Annotated in this window: 21 protein-coding genes; 16 read left to right on the top strand and 5 right to left on the bottom strand. The window is 47.6% G+C overall.

The window, feature by feature from the left end; all coding sequences use genetic code 11:
- The first annotated feature begins 111 nt into the window (after nucleotides 1-111).
- From A4U59_RS21305 to A4U59_RS07220, 4 genes are all read left to right on the top strand, one after another.
- Entirely contained in the window at nucleotides 112-348 is a 237-nt protein-coding gene (locus tag A4U59_RS21305) for a hypothetical protein (protein ID WP_169823930.1), read from the top strand.
- Nucleotides 349-480: a hypothetical protein gene (locus A4U59_RS22380; protein ID WP_281183458.1), complete on the top strand. Its 132-nt coding sequence runs from the start codon at nucleotides 349-351 to the stop codon at nucleotides 478-480.
- Nucleotides 481-946: 466 nt separating this feature from the next.
- Nucleotides 947-1,369 (top strand): hypothetical protein, encoded by a 423-nt coding sequence (locus A4U59_RS07225; RefSeq protein ID WP_066172419.1) that lies wholly within the window; start codon nucleotides 947-949, stop codon nucleotides 1,367-1,369.
- 12 nt (nucleotides 1,370-1,381) lie between these two features.
- Entirely contained in the window at nucleotides 1,382-1,993 is a 612-nt protein-coding gene (locus A4U59_RS07220) for a YdcF family protein (protein ID WP_066172416.1), read from the top strand.
- A 6-nt stretch (nucleotides 1,994-1,999) separates the two neighbouring features.
- Here the strand turns inward: A4U59_RS07220 and A4U59_RS07215 are convergent, their stop codons facing one another.
- Entirely contained in the window at nucleotides 2,000-2,725 is a 726-nt protein-coding gene (locus A4U59_RS07215) for a nucleotidyltransferase domain-containing protein (protein WP_066172414.1), read from the bottom strand.
- Between the two features lie 85 nt (nucleotides 2,726-2,810).
- Between A4U59_RS07215 and A4U59_RS07210 the strand changes: the two genes are divergently transcribed.
- Genes A4U59_RS07210 through A4U59_RS07195 form a run of 4 tightly spaced genes read left to right on the top strand, consistent with a single transcriptional unit; the run spans nucleotide 2,811 to nucleotide 5,371 of the window.
- A complete protein-coding gene (locus tag A4U59_RS07210) occupies nucleotides 2,811-3,593 on the top strand; it encodes a methyltransferase domain-containing protein (protein WP_066172411.1) in 783 nt (260 codons plus the stop codon).
- Nucleotides 3,590-4,144, top strand: a complete 555-nt coding sequence (locus A4U59_RS07205) for a histidine phosphatase family protein (protein ID WP_066172409.1) — start codon at nucleotides 3,590-3,592, stop codon at nucleotides 4,142-4,144. The genes A4U59_RS07210 and A4U59_RS07205 overlap by 4 nt, the downstream gene beginning before the upstream one ends.
- A complete protein-coding gene (locus tag A4U59_RS07200) occupies nucleotides 4,141-4,647 on the top strand; it encodes a GNAT family N-acetyltransferase (RefSeq protein WP_066172406.1) in 507 nt (168 codons plus the stop codon). The genes A4U59_RS07205 and A4U59_RS07200 overlap by 4 nt, the downstream gene beginning before the upstream one ends.
- A complete protein-coding gene (locus A4U59_RS07195; RefSeq protein WP_066172403.1) occupies nucleotides 4,637-5,371 on the top strand; it encodes a class I SAM-dependent methyltransferase in 735 nt (244 codons plus the stop codon). The genes A4U59_RS07200 and A4U59_RS07195 overlap by 11 nt, the downstream gene beginning before the upstream one ends.
- Nucleotides 5,372-5,953: 582 nt before the next feature.
- Here the strand turns inward: A4U59_RS07195 and A4U59_RS07190 are convergent.
- Together A4U59_RS07190 and deoD are read right to left on the bottom strand one after the other, a co-directional pair.
- Nucleotides 5,954-6,712: a DUF2087 domain-containing protein gene (locus A4U59_RS07190; protein WP_083270714.1), complete on the bottom strand. Its 759-nt coding sequence runs from the start codon at nucleotides 6,710-6,712 to the stop codon at nucleotides 5,954-5,956.
- Nucleotides 6,713-6,849: 137 nt separating this feature from the next.
- Nucleotides 6,850-7,557 carry a purine-nucleoside phosphorylase gene (gene deoD / locus A4U59_RS07185; RefSeq protein WP_066172397.1) on the bottom strand — a complete coding sequence of 236 codons (708 nt, stop codon included), beginning with the start codon at nucleotides 7,555-7,557 and terminating at the stop codon, nucleotides 6,850-6,852.
- A gap of 179 nt (nucleotides 7,558-7,736) precedes the next feature.
- On the opposite strand from deoD, the gene A4U59_RS07180 reads away from it, so the two are divergent.
- From A4U59_RS07180 to A4U59_RS22375, 3 genes are all read left to right on the top strand, one after another.
- Complete coding sequence (locus tag A4U59_RS07180; protein WP_157888147.1) at nucleotides 7,737-8,495, top strand: hypothetical protein; 759 nt, start codon at nucleotides 7,737-7,739, stop codon at nucleotides 8,493-8,495.
- Nucleotides 8,496-8,580: 85 nt separating this feature from the next.
- Nucleotides 8,581-9,336: a YqcI/YcgG family protein gene (locus tag A4U59_RS07175; RefSeq protein WP_066172392.1), complete on the top strand. Its 756-nt coding sequence runs from the start codon at nucleotides 8,581-8,583 to the stop codon at nucleotides 9,334-9,336.
- A 58-nt stretch (nucleotides 9,337-9,394) separates the two neighbouring features.
- On the top strand, nucleotides 9,395-9,526 hold the full coding sequence (locus tag A4U59_RS22375; protein ID WP_281183457.1) for a hypothetical protein: 132 nt from the start codon (nucleotides 9,395-9,397) through the stop codon (nucleotides 9,524-9,526).
- 168 nt (nucleotides 9,527-9,694) lie between these two features.
- Here A4U59_RS22375 and A4U59_RS07170 read toward each other — a convergent pair whose 3' ends face one another.
- Nucleotides 9,695-10,210: a GNAT family N-acetyltransferase gene (locus tag A4U59_RS07170; RefSeq protein ID WP_066172390.1), complete on the bottom strand. Its 516-nt coding sequence runs from the start codon at nucleotides 10,208-10,210 to the stop codon at nucleotides 9,695-9,697.
- A 105-nt stretch (nucleotides 10,211-10,315) separates the two neighbouring features.
- Here A4U59_RS07170 and A4U59_RS07165 point away from each other — a divergent pair, with 105 nt between their 5' ends.
- The 4 genes from A4U59_RS07165 (at nucleotide 10,316) to panF (ending at nucleotide 13,612) form a co-directional block, all read left to right on the top strand.
- Nucleotides 10,316-11,164 carry a GNAT family N-acetyltransferase gene (locus A4U59_RS07165; RefSeq protein ID WP_066172387.1) on the top strand — a complete coding sequence of 283 codons (849 nt, stop codon included), beginning with the start codon at nucleotides 10,316-10,318 and terminating at the stop codon, nucleotides 11,162-11,164.
- A gap of 91 nt (nucleotides 11,165-11,255) precedes the next feature.
- Nucleotides 11,256-11,786 (top strand): metal-dependent hydrolase, encoded by a 531-nt coding sequence (locus A4U59_RS07160; protein WP_066172384.1) that lies wholly within the window; start codon nucleotides 11,256-11,258, stop codon nucleotides 11,784-11,786.
- A 111-nt stretch (nucleotides 11,787-11,897) separates the two neighbouring features.
- A complete protein-coding gene (locus tag A4U59_RS07155) occupies nucleotides 11,898-12,179 on the top strand; it encodes a YhdT family protein (RefSeq protein ID WP_066172381.1) in 282 nt (93 codons plus the stop codon).
- The gene (gene panF, locus A4U59_RS07150) at nucleotides 12,176-13,612 is read left to right on the top strand and encodes a sodium/pantothenate symporter (protein ID WP_066172378.1); all 1,437 of its coding nucleotides are present in this window, start codon (nucleotides 12,176-12,178) and stop codon (nucleotides 13,610-13,612) included. Before A4U59_RS07155 ends, panF begins: the two co-directional genes overlap by 4 nt.
- A gap of 545 nt (nucleotides 13,613-14,157) precedes the next feature.
- Here panF and murB read toward each other — a convergent pair.
- Nucleotides 14,158-15,078 (bottom strand): UDP-N-acetylmuramate dehydrogenase, encoded by a 921-nt coding sequence (murB, locus tag A4U59_RS07145; protein ID WP_066172375.1) that lies wholly within the window; start codon nucleotides 15,076-15,078, stop codon nucleotides 14,158-14,160.
- A gap of 190 nt (nucleotides 15,079-15,268) precedes the next feature.
- Between murB and A4U59_RS07140 the strand changes: the two genes are divergently transcribed.
- The gene (locus A4U59_RS07140) at nucleotides 15,269-16,408 is read left to right on the top strand and encodes a glycoside hydrolase family 18 protein (protein ID WP_066172372.1); all 1,140 of its coding nucleotides are present in this window, start codon (nucleotides 15,269-15,271) and stop codon (nucleotides 16,406-16,408) included.
- The last annotated feature ends 240 nt before the right edge of the window (nucleotides 16,409-16,648 follow it).

Raw genomic sequence — 16,648 nt, 5'->3', positions numbered from 1 at the left:
AGTATAAGTTTTCAAGCAAGATCAATGTTCAGCTGTGAGGCCTGGCGGCTATTGTTATAAGCATTGCCGCCCCATGAAGGGAAAAGCACCCTTCCTGGTACGGCCCTGCTTATGCGTACGCCGCTGATCAAGGGCTCTCCGCATTTCGAGATTACCAGCTGCGAGGCAGGGTCTGTCGCCATGCATGAAAAAAGGAGTTCCGGCGTGAAAGCCGGGCTGAACGGCGCGAAACAGCTGCTCCGGCGTGAAAGTTGGACGCTGCGGCATGAAATATGGGAGATTACGCGTGAAACAGTGATCGTTTGGCGTGAAAGAAAACGGATGCCGCGCGAAAGTGCATCTTCCTGATTGCGGTTGTTCGTAAACGGCGTGAAAAGCCAGGGATATGGCACGAAGGAACAGTCATCTGGTGTGAAATACGAAGAAAAAGTAATAGTTTTTTTGAAAAATAAGACAAATCCGGCAGGTTATCGGTCCTAAATGGATCTGAGTTACCCCGTATATGAGGAAACAGCCCGGTTTTGGCCGTCGGCTTGCTTGAAACGGTGGGAACACGTGCAAATTTCCATGCCCGGGGTACTCAGGCTGGGCTGATCTGGCATCTGTTTGGATGCAGATCAGCTGCTCCCCTCCGGGAGGGAAAACCGCCTCATTGCTGATAACCCCAGCTTATGATATGCCGCTAAGCGTGCGCCTTGCGCAATTCGAGTTGTTCAGCTCCAGGCACCAGCGGCTATCGTCATAAGCGGGCGCCTGGAGCTTTTCTTACAGCACGGCAGAATTCCTAACCGGTTTCCATTTTCAATAAATCGATAAGGACAACCGCACCTCGTCTCCACCTGAAAGTTCGCCCATTCGGGGATAACCTTTTTACATGTTCCTATATCCTAATTTCAAGAAAATTATGGTAAAATGGTTGGCAGCGACATTCGGGGAGGGAGTGCGGATGGAGAGTGAAGAATGGAAAGGATGGGTCCGTAAGCACAGCAGCAGGATATTTGCCTTCTGCGGGTTAGGCACCGTGCTCTTTTTCTATGACTTTCAGGGAAAGGGCGTGTTCTTTGGCTTTGTCTTGCTCGCCCTGGTGATCTGGCTCGGCACTAGGCTTGATAAGCTTACAGAAAAACCGATTTACAAGCGATCAAAAAAAGAGTCCGTTGTCCAAATTGCTACGGATGCCATGATTATGAGCTCATTGATGCACCTCATGACAGACGGCGGGGTATCAGGTAAAGTTTTGGTTTTGCTTATCATCACTTTTGGTGATTTGATGGTTGAGGGCCTTGAAGCGCTTCTTGGGCCACTCGGCAAAAAAACGCTGCCCGGCTGGATTTCATTTATCCTTGTATCGTTTTTTCCGAAGCCATAGGGAGAGATTCACATGAAGAAAAAACTTAGGATTGCCGTCGCAGCCCCTCTTGCTTTGGTTCTGATTTTCTTTCTCTGGTCCGGCTTTGAAATCTGGAGATACAGCAACAAGGACGCTGAATCAGTGACAGCGGATGCCGCCGTTGTACTTGGGGCTGCGTCCTGGAACGGAAAACCGTCTCCTGTTTTTCAGGGACGGATCGACCATGCGGTAAACCTATATAAAAGCGGAAAGGTGGAGCATCTCATTTTCACCGGCGGCAAAGCGCCTGGAAGCAAGCTATCTGAAGCGGAAACGGGCAAAAGGTATGCTATCGGGCAGGGGGTTCGTAAAAAAGACATTTTCCTCGAGAACAAATCCGGAATCACGGAACAAAACCTTCTTTATGCCGGGAAAATCGCCGAAGAACAGATGTTCAACGACCTTCTTATAATAACTGACCCGCTCCATATGAAGCGGGCGATGGCAATGGCAGAAGATCTGGGGCTCGATGCTTTTCCTTCACCTGCAAGCACAACAGCCTATAAATCGGCAAAAACCAAAGTCCCTTTCTTTTTAAGGGAACTGGTATTTTATACAGGGTATGAACTTGTCAGCCCGTTTCGATCATTCGGCAAAGAGTAATCGGAATCAACGATCTGCCGGTTTGCCGATTGAAAAACCTTCGAACAGTCTGCCGCCCACAGGTGCAAGGATGTGTTCGGCGACCTGGATGACGGCTGTTTTGTCTCCGGTCCGGTAAAACCGATCGAATGCACCAGCAAACCTTTCGGCAAAATCAGGATCGAATTCCTGCAATGACCTGTACACCCATTTAGAATTGCCGGTCCACCACTGGTTTGTGCGGAGGACGAACTCATGCAGCTTTATCGCCAGCTCTCCGGCGATAAAAAGATCTTCATGGCGCGAACAAGATCCGGACAAGTCATCAAGCAAATCGGTCAGGAAATAACGGTTCAGATCAATCGTTCGGGAAGACCAGGGCTCCGGGCCTTGTTGCAAAAGAATATCCGCTTCGTTTTTGATTTGTGTGGCGACACCGCTGTCTTTCAGCACGATGCCTTCCACAACCATTCTCGGCAGGGAAGGGCGCCCCCGTTTCCGGTCGCTTTCGAAAAACTCCCGGTAAGAAGTGAGAGTATGCGCGAACAGTTCAACCGGCCACTCCTTAAAGATAAAGGACTCACGGTATGAACCGCCAAGACTCCGGTCAAAAAGGACAATATCGAGATCGGAAGCGGCAGTTCCCTGTCCGCGAACGACACTGCCGGCGAGAAGGGCCGCATCACAATCAGGGTATTTCTCATCAATAAACCGTTTCGCAGCTTCTAGAGGTTCTGGCTTCATCTTTTTCATCCTCATTTCGTTCTGGCTATTTTTCTATTATCATAATGAATTTTAATAAATTGAACAATGCGAATGAAAGAAAGGAAGAGCGACTATGGCACAGGAATTCTTTTTGAACCCGCCCCTGGCGGATATCATTGAGCAATGGAAGGCGTATTTTAATCTGCTGGATATAGCTCCCGGCCAATCAGTGCTGGATATCGGCTGTAATACCGGAGATGCGGAACACCTTCTTTTAGGAGTCTATCCTTTTGTTGATAAAGCGGTCGGTCTGGATAACTCGGAAGCCCGCATTATAAGGGCACGGCAGAACTGGGAGGATAAAGGCCGGAACGCGAGAATCGAATTCGTAGTTGGAGATGCGATGGCCCTTCCATTTCCGGATAACAGTTTTGACCGGGTCATCTGTGCAGAAGTATTGGAATGGGTGGCCGAACCGGAGAAAGCGATTGAGGAAATGTACCGTGTTCTTAAACCTGGCGGCAAAGCGGCCGTTATCCATACCGATTTTGATACACAGGTGTTCTCAACTGAAAATCCGGGTAGAACGAGAAAGATCATCCATGCGTTTGCTGACAGCGGGCCGGATGGGATTATCGGGAGAAAACTGTCTGGGATGATCGGAAACAGTTCGTTTTCAAAAGTTGAATCGCATATTCACACGCTGATCAATCGGGAGTTTAATAAATATACATACTCGTACAGCATGGCCCGCATGATGCGGCACTGGCTTGCGGAAGAGAACATGTTTGAGCTTTATGAACTGGGTGATTGGCTGGATGAGTTGAAGAGAATGCATCGGTCGGGTTCATTTTACTACTCGGTCAATCGGAATATATGTACTGGATGGAAGCCGGGACAGGCAGGTGCAAGATGAAAAAGATCTACATTGTAAGGCATTGCAGCGCTTCCGGGCAGCCGCCTGAGAGCCCGCTGACAGCAGAAGGGTTCAAACAGGCAGAAGGGCTGGCGGAATTTTTTCGGGGCAGGAAAATTGACCGGATCATCAGCAGTCCTTTTAAAAGGGCCCGCCAAACGGCTGAACCGCTTGCCGGCAAACTGCATCTGCCGATAGAAGAGGACCCCCGCCTTGCTGAACGGATTCTGAGCCCTGAACCGCTGCCGAATTGGCTCGAAATCCTTCAGGAATCTTTTGAAAGTCCCGATTTGAAAATTGCAGGCGGTGAGTCGAGCAGGGAAGCTTTAGAGAGGGGCATCGGCGTCATAGAGGAAATTTCAAAAACGGGTGTGGAAAATACAGTGGTGGTGACGCATGGGAACTTAATGGCGCTGCTGCTCAAACATTTCGACTCCACTTTCGGATTCAAAGAATGGAGCCTGCTCACGAATCCGGATGTGTACCTTTTGACTATGAGCAACGAAGCTCCCGTACTGGAACGGATCTGGACGGAAGGGGGGGCTACATGAACACTTCCCATGAAAAATACAGCAGGAAAATGGCAATCGCACCTCTAACCGCTGATACACAGACAGCCGCCCGCACGCTTATTCTTGAAGGGTTCCGGGAAAGATTCGGATTTCTCGATTCCACACTTAATCCTGATTTGATCGATCCCGTAAACTGGTATTCGGAAAAAGGCATGCTGTTTTTAACCGGCTCGATTGACGGACAAATTGTATGCACAGGCGCGATTACATATGAAGAAGAGAGGATTGCCCGGATTGAACGGATGTCTGTGAAAAAGGAATACCGCAGGCAGGGGCTGGCTATAGAAATGCTTCATGAGCTGGAGCGGTCGGCGGGTGAATTGGAATATAAAAGAATCGTCATGGAAACAAACCGGGGCTGGAAAAGCGCGGTGCGGCTATACCTGGCAAATGGATATGAAATCGTAGATGAAGATGAGGAACGGTTTCATTTTTACAAAGAACTGGACGTTATCGGGGAGGATCAAACCGATGGAGTATAAAGGACCGTCTGTCTATGACAATGAAGCGTTCCTTGAAAACTATCTAGCGAGAAGGAACCGTGCTGAAAGCCCGAATAATACAATAGAATTACCGGTATTCCTTGAGATGATTGGTGATGTAAACGGCCAAACCGTTCTGGATATGGGCTCCGGGGATGGCTCGTTCGGAATTGAGCTGCTAAAACGGGGAGCGGCTTATTACGAGGGGGTGGAAGGGTCAGAGCGGATGGCTGTGCTGGCAAAAGGACAGCTTGCCGGGACAAACAGCAAAATCAGCCGTTCTTCACTGGAAACATGGCCTTTTCCTGAAAGTAAGTATGATCTGGCAGTCTCACGCCTTGTCCTGCATTATATTGAAAATCTTACAGAGGTGCTCTCCAGCATTTCCAACGCGCTGAAAGCTGGCGGCAGACTTGTTTTCAGCGTCCAGCATCCAGTCCTGACAGCTTCGATGAAAAGTGCCGAACAAGAAGGAAAAAGGACGGACTGGATCGTCGATGATTATTTTAAAATTGGAAAGCGATCGGAACCGTGGATCGGCGAGCAAGTGGTGAAGTATCACCGGACGACGGAAGAGTATGTCAGGCTGGTGCGCGGTGCGGGATTTAGGATTGAAGATATAAGGGAGGGGACTCCGAGGAAAGAACAGTTTGGAAGTGCTGAGGAGTATGAGCGGAGGATGCGGATACCGCTGTTTTTGATGTTTTCGTGCATCAAGGTATAAAAAGTGCCGGGATGCTTGATCATGTTCCGGCACTTTTTCATCATATAGGAAATTGTCAGCAAGGATGTGTTTAGGCGCTGTGGCCAATTTTAAGATTATAGATAAAGGCAGCTACGCCTCTGTCTTCGCCTGAAGGCTTGCCAGTCGGCGGGTTTTCTTTGAACGCCGCACTTTTTGCCCCACAATAACGTATGGAGCTGGGGCATGACACTCCGTTCAGCACAGAAGAAGCGCCGGCGTTGTCTGTCAGCCACTCCAGCATTTCGATCAGGTTGTGGTCGGATCCTTAAACCAATAACTCTTCCCATTGACGTAGTTATGCTCGATAAAGAAAAACGTGCAGATAGTCAAAACGGCAGGGAATCCTGAACCATTCAAGATCATCATTAACCCTGGAAGGGTATTCAACGCTGGATCTGCCGGTGGGGACAATAAAAGTTATTCAACATTATACCAGGGACCAGCTAGATTCAGAACAATAAAGAAAGGGAGCAAGAATTCCTGATACCGCCTAACAGCTTCAACTTGGTCCCCTTTTTTTTATATGGAACAGAGGAGGATTGAATTTTGCAATCCTCATGTTTACTCCTTCACCCAATACTCACTCCCATCACGATTCCGCACCATAAACCCATACTCAATCAAATACCGCCGAATCGTCACGAAATCCGGATAAATAGCCTTCAATACCTCATTCACTTCTTTTTCCGTGTACGTTTTCCCGCGTTCAAAGTGAGTCAAAATGTGCTGAAGTACGATGATCTTCCGTTTCTCCTTACTCGGAAATTGATGCAAGGGTCCATCCGGCCCTTTTTTGAAATAGTTCCGCACCATTTTCTCTTGTTCTGACTTGGTTATCGCATAGCGTTCATCCACCATCGTCGCCCCCTTATGAATGTGCATCCAGTCGTCCTTGCTGCTATCATCTTCGTTCAGCAACTCCATGATTGCCAGGAAGATTTTCGCCTGTTTTTCTTTTTCTTTGAGTTTGAAGCGGTGCGCCCTGATTGTGGAGGGGCTGACACCTAACCTTTCCGCAGATTCTTTGTCGGACATTCTTTCTTTAAAAGCAAGTAACAGTTCACGCTGTTGATCGGTAAGGCCGGTGAATTTTTTATTAAGTCCTGTCAAATAGGTGAAGGGGGAGCCATGCTGTTCATCGATGTGTTTCTGAACGGCTAGTTCCGCTTCAAACAGCTGGCCGTTTTCAGGGTAGATGATGCCTTTTTTATAACGCTCGCCGCAAATGATGCAGGTGAACGTGCCCTGGTCAGTGCTGTATATATACCCCTGCTTGAGTTGTTCAATAGAGGAAGACCAAAATATCTCGTGAAGATCCATAAGTAAACCTCGTTTCAATTTATTTACGATTATATAAACACAATACATTAAGGTTTATATAAAATCAAATAATTTGTATTTTTGTTTACAAAAAAAGCCGCAGCCTCGATTGGCTGCAGCTTTGGTAGCTACTATAACTATTCTTTAATCGCAGCTTCAAGCGCGACTTCAATCATATCATTGAACGTCGTCTGGCGCTCTTCAGCTGAAGTTTCTTCGCCAGTCAGAATGTGGTCACTGACAGTAAGCACCGACAGCGCGTTCACCCCGAACTTCGCGGCAAGGGTATAAAGGGCGGTTGTTTCCATTTCAACACCGAGAACGCCGTAGTCTGCAAGCTTCTTGAACAAGTCCATGCTGTCGCGGTAGAAGGTGTCGCTCGTGAAGACATTGCCCACTTTCAAATCGAGCCCTTTATCGCTGCCGGCATCGTAAGCTTTTTTCAACAGATCGAATGAAGCTGTCGGAGCGTAGTCCATTCCGTCAAAAATGTGCTGGTTCATGGAGCTGTCAGTTGAGGAGGTCATCGCCAGGATTACGTCACGCACTTTGACGTCCTTCTGGATTGCTCCGCACGTGCCGACGCGGATCAGGTTTTTGACGCCGTAGCTTGAAATCAGCTCATTCACATAAATGCTGATGGATGGAACGCCCATTCCTGTACCCTGGACAGAAATGCGGTGTCCTTTATATGTGCCGGTGAAACCGAGCATTCCCCGCACTTCGTTGTATTGTTTTACATCTTCCAGAAAAGTGTCAGCAATATATTTCGCCCGCAGCGGATCGCCCGGAAGCAGTATTGTTTCAGCAATTTCGTTTTCTTTTGCTCCGATATGTACACTCATGAAAAGTCCTCCTTTTAATGTCTGTATTCTAAACGTACCACACTTTATATTGCCAGTCATCCATCATTCCCATTCAGTGATTAGTCTAAAAAATGAAACATTTTGGCAATTGAATCCGTCTTATATAGTGGATGGACAAAAGCAATATGCCAAACTTTCATACATACGGGGGAGAAGAAGTGAGACGATTTCCGGGCAGAGTGATATGGGATTATTTGCTTGAAAAATTCAGTGCATCAGGTTTTATATGGTTTGTATTCAGTATGGCGATGTTAATCGGAGCTGAAGGTGATTTATATGACTTTGCTGATTCAGTCAGCCACGGCATGCTTTGGGCGGCCTTCTTCGGCTATGCCATCCTTTCATCCATGATCATTGACTTCCTTTATGCAAAATTGCCGTTCAGCGCGCCCAAAATCAAGATGCTTCTATACATAGCAGCCGGTTACCTGATTTTTATGCTGTCCGGTGATTTGATTTTCGCATTGATCGCCGGCAGTGTAGGGGCTGTGTTTTCCTTGCTGTTTTATGCAGCGACCCGTTTTCTGAAAAAAGATGCACTAAAATACGTGTTTGCCATTGCAGTGCCACTCACTGTCCTGGCGATGTCCCAGATGGATTTCACGGAGAAAGAGGGCTGGGAGTCAAGGCGGACTTCTTCCAGCTACACGGCCACGTTCGAATATTTTAACGGGCGTCATGAAATACCGATCAGGCTGCTGAAGGGGGAGACCGTCCTGTTCTCTGTAGATGTAAAAAGTGAGAATGGCGGCGGCTATGGATATCACGTTGAAACAGGAACCGGTGAGTTAAAAGGTGTAAGCCGGCTTTCTGATGAAAAAATGAGTTTTGTCGCCGAAGAGGCGGGCAAGTACCGGATTGTAATGGAAGGGCATAGCCTTGAAGGGATGATTTTTATAGATTGGCGTTTAAAGTGACCGGGCATTTCAACGTTCTCCATCAGGCAGGACAGTCACCCAATTTCCTCTTTCTCAATATCGTGTAGAGAAGGAGGTTTTTTCATTGAGCCAGTTGTTCTGTAAAAGCGACATATTACAAAATCCCCTGTCAGTGACGGATTGGCAGCTTGACGCTTTTAAGAAATTTTCCGCAAAGATGGAGGATTCATCCCATAAGTTCCCCTGCATACCTGCTGTTCTCGCATACAGGCTCAACCATCTCCGTTATGAGTTTGCAGAAGATCCGGGTACTGAAGAGGCTGCAGAGCAAGCAGCGGGTGCGATTCAGGATTTCGGCCCCCGTTCTAAAGAATTTGGAAGTTACGCATCACTGGTTATTTTTTTTCGGACACCGGATGAGGCTGATGTAACGGTACAGGGATACAGGGATGTTTTTTGGTCGCTGCTCGAACGCATCAGCACATATGACGAAAAACATTGGCCGGATGAGATTCCTGCAGATCCGCACGAGTCTGCCTGGGAGTTTTGTTTTCACGGGGAGCGTTATTTTGTCTATTGCGGAACGCCGGCCCATCAAAACAGAAACAGCCGCAGTTTCCCGTATTTCATGCTTGCGCTCACCCCGCGCTGGGTGCTGCAGGAGTTCATGGAAAACGGTGAAAAAGCGGCAAAGGTCAAAAGGTCGATTCGGAAAAGACTGGAAGCATACGATCATGTGCCGGCGCATCCTGATTTGAAGTTTTACGGTTCCGATGAAAATTTCGAATGGAAGCAGTATTTTTTGAGTGATGATGAGGCAGCGCCTTCCCGCTGCCCGTTCAGCGCAGTAAGGAAGAAGCTGAGGAAGCTTATGGAATAGCTTAGGCCGCGTGAATCCGGGCGGCGCGAAAACTTATTCATATGGCGCAAAAACTCGTATGAACGGCGTGAAACGAACCGTTTGGCGTGAAAGCGTGCTGCTGCGGCGCGAAACTAGTATGGATTGGTGTGAATCGTTGCCGTTTTGGCTTGAAAACCGGGAGAAACGGCGTGAAACCGTTCCAAAGTAACGATACAACAGCTGACTTGAAATAAGTCCATTGGGAAAGGGCGCCCGGGTGGCGGTCTTTATTTTTTGATCAAAAAAAGTTATGCATAAATTGAGGGGAAACAAGGCCACAAACGGCAGAGATTAGAATTACTGAAACGGGACAAGGGGGGCACACAATAAAGACCCGCTAATCCAAATCCTTTTCCAAAAACAGACACATCAGCTCTTCATCCCAGTATTTATTCCCGGACTTCATCGCATGCTTTTCAACTCCGTATGTTTTAAACCCGGCGGATTCATAAAGCCTTTTTGCCGCTTTATTTTCCCGGATGACGGCAAGGTGGAGCTGTTCAAGTCCGCGTTCTTTGGCCCGGTTAATTGCTTTTGAGATAAGCGCTTTGCCCGCCCCCTTTCGTCTGGCTGCAGGGGAAACATACATGGCGAAGATATGTCCTTTATGCTCCATTTTTCCGGGTCTTTCGCCGTGCAATGTCACGACACCGGCCAGTTCCTGTTCGATAAATGCGCCGTATGTATCGTTTTCCACGGCTCCAAGCCTTTCGGCTGTCTGGTCTACAGCATTCTGCCTGGCAGCGGCTTCGTCATATGTCGCCACAAATGCTTCGGGATTGTTTTGCAGTGCTTCAAGCCGCAAAACCCAATATTGTTCTGCATCATTTGGTGCCAGCCTTCTGATCTCCATTTTTCATCCCCCTATCCGAATTTTTAATAGAATACCAGAATTGCAAGGGTTTAGGAAGTCCTTCATCGAATATTGATGTGAGTTCGAAGAAGAGGGGGGATTCCGATGTGGTCTGTTACGCCTTACGATGATGTTCCGCAGTTTAAACAGGATGTAACGCTGTTTTTGGAGCAAGCCGAAGTGGAAAATAATCTTGCGCTCGGTGTGTTGGAATCGCTGAACGAAACAGAACAGCCTGTTTTTATGGCAGTCGTTGAAAAAAACGGATCGATTGCTTTTACCATTTTCCAGAATAAGTCGGGCCAGGCCATTTTGTCGTATCCGCTTCATGATTTTTATCCGGCGGAAATTCGCGGGATTGCGGCTGAGATCATCAGGCTTCATCCGAAAATCCCGGGCCTGATCGGCGAGAGGACACTCACCTCGTCACTTGGAACGGAAATTGAAAAGCTTACAGGAAAAACAATGAATGTGAAAATGAATCAGCGCCTTTATAAGCTGACAGCCTTAAAACCAATCAGCAGTACAACAGGGGGCGGGAGAGTAGTGGATGAGTCCGATTTCCCGGTCATTGTGCAATGGGTGGCAGCTTTTGCGAAAGAGGTTATGGATCCGATGACGGAACAGGAGGCAAATGAAAAGGCGCGTGAGTTAATTGGCCAGAAGCGTTTATATGGCTGGGAGGATGAGAGCGGACTGGCGGCCATGGCGGCTTCGGCAAGGCCGACAAAAACGAACTGTACCGTCAATTTTGTTTATACTCCGCCTGGAAAAAGGCGGAAAGGCTATGCCAGGTCATGTACAGCTGCCCTTACAGAGCGGCTGCTCAAGGCCGGCTATGAATCAGTTTCCCTCTATACGGACCTGAAGAATTCAACCTCAAACAAGATTTATATGGAAATCGGCTATGAGCCGGTACATGACTCTGTTCTGGTGCAGTTTGGACCAAGTTAATCGATGCTCTCGGCCTATCGTCCCTGTTCAATCCAGCAAGGATTATACTAAAATACTATTATTGTACACCATGAAAAGGATGGGTCGACTTATGAACGCGCCAGGACATCAAATGTTTGGTTTTACATGGGGAATTTTAACGTTGACGCTGTTTAACGCAAGCGGTGTGCTGCCGGCGGATTTTGCCGAGACACTGCTTTTTTTTGCACTGGTTTTGACGGGTGCGCTAATCCCGGATATCGATAAATATAACAGCCGGATCGGTCGGAAATTCCGGTGGTTATCCGTGCCGGTGCAGCTCGTTTTCGGGCATCGCAAGTTTACACATTCGCTGTTGTTTGCATTGCTTGCTTATTTGCTGGTCAGTTGGGCGGCAGAACAATACCGATTCACCCAGCTCTATGCAGTTGGCTTGACCGCAGGAATCATGTCACATATTGCCGGCGACTTTCTGACGAAAGACGGCGTGCCCCTGTTTTATCCGTTCGTGCAGGGCCGGCTCCGGTTCATTATTACATTTCGGACAGGGTCTTCTGCAGAACGGGTGCTTGTTGTCCTGCTTGCGGCTTTAAATGTTTATCTGCTAATCAAGTATGCAGGAAATGGCGCGGCGGGATTGTAAAGCGCGAAAAACGGGGCTGTCCGATAAGAATATGGTATTATCTAGAAAGGTAGAATTATAGATAAGCAGCGGTTCGGCGTTAACGGCTGCTTGCCAGAAAGGGGTAATCAGATGAAAAGGAAGGCCGGACGAGATCCGCGCTATATGGTCGCCAACCGGGAAGCCTTGATAGGCATTGCCCTTGCCTTATTCAATTTTTTATGGTGGTATGGGTTTGCTTACGGCCTGGGTTCGAAGCCGGTTGAGGAGTACCAATATATTATGGGGATGCCCGCATGGTTTTTTTACAGCTGTGTGGTCGGTTTTGCCGTGATGGTTGTGCTCGTCACGATATTGGTGCGGAACGTGTTTAAGGAAGTTCCATTCGATGGGAACGGGGAAGACAGCTTATGAATACGGCAGTCGTGTTGCCGCTGGTTGTTTTTCTTGTCATCATATTTGCAGTCGGATTTTATGCTTCTTCCTTTATAAGCCGGACGAATACGTTTTTGCATGAATATTTTCTCGGCAGCAGGGAGCTGGGCGGTTTTATTCTTGCAATGACGATGATCGCTACATATGGGAGTGCAAGCAGCTTCATCGGCGGTCCGGGAGTTGCATACAACGTCGGTCTCGGCTGGGTGCTGCTGGCGATGTCCCAGGTCGTGACCGGCTATTTTGTGCTGGCGATTCTCGGCAAAAAATTCGCGATCGTTTCCAGGAAAGTGGACGCCGTTACACTTGTTGACTTTTTAAAGGCTCGTTACGATTCAAAATGGGTTGTGATTTTATCTGCAGCGAGCATTATCATTTTCCTGTTTTCCGCAATGGCCGCACAATGGGTTGGCGGTGCCAGGCTGATTGAGTCGATTACAGGGCTTTCGTACACAACGGCTTTATTCATTTTTGCTATTTCTGTCATCGTTTATGTGATTATCGGCGGTTTCAGGGCAGTTGCACTGACGGACAGCATCCAGGGTGTTGTCATGTTCTTCGGCACATCCGTGATCCTGATCGGGACCATCATTGCAGGCGGCGGCATCGGTAATATCATGCAGGATCTCACTGCAGAAAATCCGGGGCTTGTGACACCGTTCGGAGCAGACGGGTCATTGACGCCGCTTTATGTGTCATCTTTCTGGATATTGGTCGGTGTCGGTGTCGTCGGATTGCCTCAGGTAGCTGTCAGGGCGATGTCCTATAAGAATGCACGCGCCATGCACAGAGCCATGATTATCGGCACTGTTGTCGTCGGGTTCATTATGCTCGGCATGCATTTGACCGGTGTATTTGCCCGGGCGGTCATGCCGGGGATTGAAATAGGAGATACGGTCATGCCGCTCATTGCCATGGAAGTTCTTCCTTCCTGGCTTGCAGGCATCGTACTGGCTGCGCCGATGGCGGCCATCATGTCAACAGTCGATTCCCTCCTCCTCCTTGTCAGTTCTGCTGTAATTAAGGATGTGTATTTAAATTATGTGAAACCTGAGACCGGGGAAGAAAAGGTGAAAAAGCTCAGTTTGACAGTTACAGCGGTAATAGGCGTTCTCGTCTTTTTTATGGCGGTCAATCCTCCGGAACTGCTGATCTGGCTTAACCTGTTTTCGTTCGGCGGGCTGGAGGCAGCATTCATTTGGCCGGTGGTGCTCGGGATGTACTGGGAGAGGGGCAATAAGTATGGTGCGCTTGCTTCGATGCTGATTGGCATAAGCACTTATATTCTGTTTCACAGCTACTGGCCGAATCCGCTCGGCATGCATACTGTTGTTCTGCCGGTATTGCTGTCGTTTGCAGGATATATCGCTGCCAGTCTTATGACAAAGCAGGATTTCCAGCCGGATTTTTAAAAAGGGAAAGAATCATAAGGATACTCAGGCGCTTCTGATCAATTGCGACCGCTGGCTTACAGCTTTCAAGATAAACAGCTTATCTTGACGGGTCAGCGTTTGCCAGCTGCTAACCTTTATTTTCATTTCGAGGCCTCCTTATAAAAAGCTGTGAATTTCCATAAAATACATGTGTTATTCTTATACCTCGCTTATAAACAAGGTAAACAACAAAGAATTCTACAATATCCCGAAGAAATTGGGCTGGACGGCGGGTTTCAGGGAGTTTTTTGTCAATGTGAATCATGCTGCTGATGAATGGTGCGGAGATTTGTCGGAAACTTTTTTGATTAAAGTTAAATTCAGGAGCCAAAACTGCGGGCACTCGGCGGAAAGTGAGTCGATTCTGGACCGAAGTAACGAGCGGTCAGGGAAGTGCCAATCGTTCATCTGCGAAATTTTACTTTGCCTAATCCAGTAAATAAGCAAAAAACCGGTATAATGTCAGATGTATAGATAAAGGCTGCCTCAGGACTTCATATGAAATCCTGAGGCAGCCTCTTTTTTTATTCGGGATCTTCTCCTAATATTCTTACTTCCCGTTCAAGGTCTACCCCGAAATTTTCCTTCACTGTTTTCTGTACATGCTCAATGAGCGCAATATAGTCGGCAGTCGTCGCGTTGTCTTTGTTGACGATGAATCCGGCATGCTTCGTTGATACTTCCGCACCGCCGAAGTTTGTACCCTGCAAGTCACTGTCCTGAATCAGCTTTCCTGCGAAATAGCCTGGCGGGCGCTTGAACACACTGCCGCAGGAAGGGTATTCGAGCGGCTGTTTGGACTCGCGTTTAAAGGTGAGGTCATCCATTACCGCTTTAATCTCTTCATATTCACCAGGTTTTAATTTAAAGACGGCTTCCACAACGATATCGCCTGTATCCGGAATGTTGCTAGTACGGTAATCGAGATCAAGGTCAGCAGCCATGCGTTTTACGTGATTTCCTTCCCGATCTACGACATATGCATAGTCAAGCACATCTTTGATTTCCCCGCCGTAGGCACCTGCATTCATATACAGCGCCCCGCCGACAGTTCCGGGTATCCCGCATGCAAACTCCAGCCCGGACAGGCGCCGTCCGAGGGCATAGCGTGAGGCATCAATGATTCTGGCGCCGCTCTGGGCGGTGAGGACATTTCCGTTTGAAGAAATATCATCCATATGCTTCAGATTTATGACAATTCCGCGGATTCCGCCGTCTTTGATAATAAGGTTGGAGCCGTTCCCCAACAGGGTGAAAGGTACACTTTCTTCATTGGAAAATTTCACGACATTCCGGATCTCTTCAACGGAAGTGGGGGTGATGAAGAAATCCGCTTTCCCGCCAAGTTTCGTATACAAATGATCCTTCAGCATTTCATCGGTTTTCACATTTTCCTCTTTCACGATCTCAAGCAGTTTGTCATAGATTTTCTGTTTGTTTTCCATATTCCACCAAACCTATTCTGAATTATCTTCAATGTGCAGTTTAAATCAAAATATGAAAAAAGGGAAGCTTTTGACATGGTGAACGGAAATTTTTATGACGGATGGAAGGGGAGGAGGATATTGCCAACTCCTGTCTTTTTCTTTTCTGATAGACTTTAAGTGATTGTGATTGATTGACGGAGGTAAGAAGATGAAGAACACTTATATTTTTATAGTATTAATTATTTTTATTATTGCGGGGATGGTTTATGAAAAAAACAGTATTCAACCTGAATCCCTTAAAACTGAAAAAGCAGCCGTGCTGTCGGGAAAGAATCCAGGGAAAAAGGATATGCCGGACATAACGGAGTCACCGGAAAACGTGCTGATTGGCTACGTCCAGGATTTCCGGGACCCGGGATCTGTCGATTATTCCAAACTGACTCATGTCATTTTTTCTTTCGCTCATCCCGGAAAGGATGGGAAGCTGTCACTTACAGGAGAGACCGCTATGAAAAATCTTCGGCAAATGGTTGACCTTGCGCACAGAAACAATGTGAAAGCGATTCTGGCAGTTGGCGGATGGTTCCATATGAATGGCGGGGAGTCCTATGACTATTTCAAGGCTGCGGTTGCAAACCCGGTTTCCAGAGAGAAGCTGGTCAATGAACTTATCCGTCTTGTTGAGGGAGAGAACCTCGATGGCATCGATGTCGACTTTGAACATCCCCGTTCACATGATGATGCTCAGAACCTCGCTTCATTTACAGGCGAGCTCAGCAGGAAGCTTCATGCCATGGGGAAAGAGCTATCGGTTGCCGTTCATGCCAAGATCCATAGTGTTTCCGGCACTGAAACACGCAATATTGTTTGCGAGCCTTCCATGTTCAGGCATGCGGACCATGTAAATATCATGGCATATGACGGCCAGTGGGACGGCGGCTATGACGCAGCTAATCTCTCACCATACCCATTTACCGAGAAGATTGTAAACTATTGGGCAAATCTGTTTGAAGGACTTGGAATATCAAAGGAAAAGCTTGTTCTGGGTGTCCCGTCTTATGCACAACCTGAAGATCCGGCAATAAAACAGGTATCATATGGAGCTATCATTGACAATGATCCGGAAAACGCCCGGCGGGACATCATCAGCATCAATGGCACCACCTATCATTATAATGGGGAAACGACAATCCAAAAGAAAACAGAGCTGGCGATTGGAAGGGGATTCGGCGGCATGATGCTTTGGGAACTCGGTTTGGATGCGAAAGGGCCATACAGTATCACCGGTGCAATTGATCAGGTGATGGGGGGGCCTGTAAACTATTACTCGGCAAGAAACTCACAGTGACCGTCCATTATTTACAAACAAAAGGCCGGCTTTCCTAAAAGGATAGCCGCCTGGACGGAGGCCTGTTATTTGTTTTTCCAGCTCCCGAACATGTCTGAGCAAATGTGAAAAAGTTCAACGGTTTGGAAAGACCAGAGTGAAAGAGCACTGATTGAAAAGAACACAATCATCACAATACGGAATAAATGCACTGCGAAGTCCTCCTTTATCATCGATATTACTTTTCCCGTCATAAATAAG

Source organism: Bacillus marinisedimentorum (assembly GCF_001644195.2).
Lineage (GTDB): Bacteria > Bacillota > Bacilli > Bacillales > Bacillaceae_O > Bacillus_BL > Bacillus_BL marinisedimentorum.
This window is presented reverse-complemented; position numbering and strand designations above follow the sequence as displayed.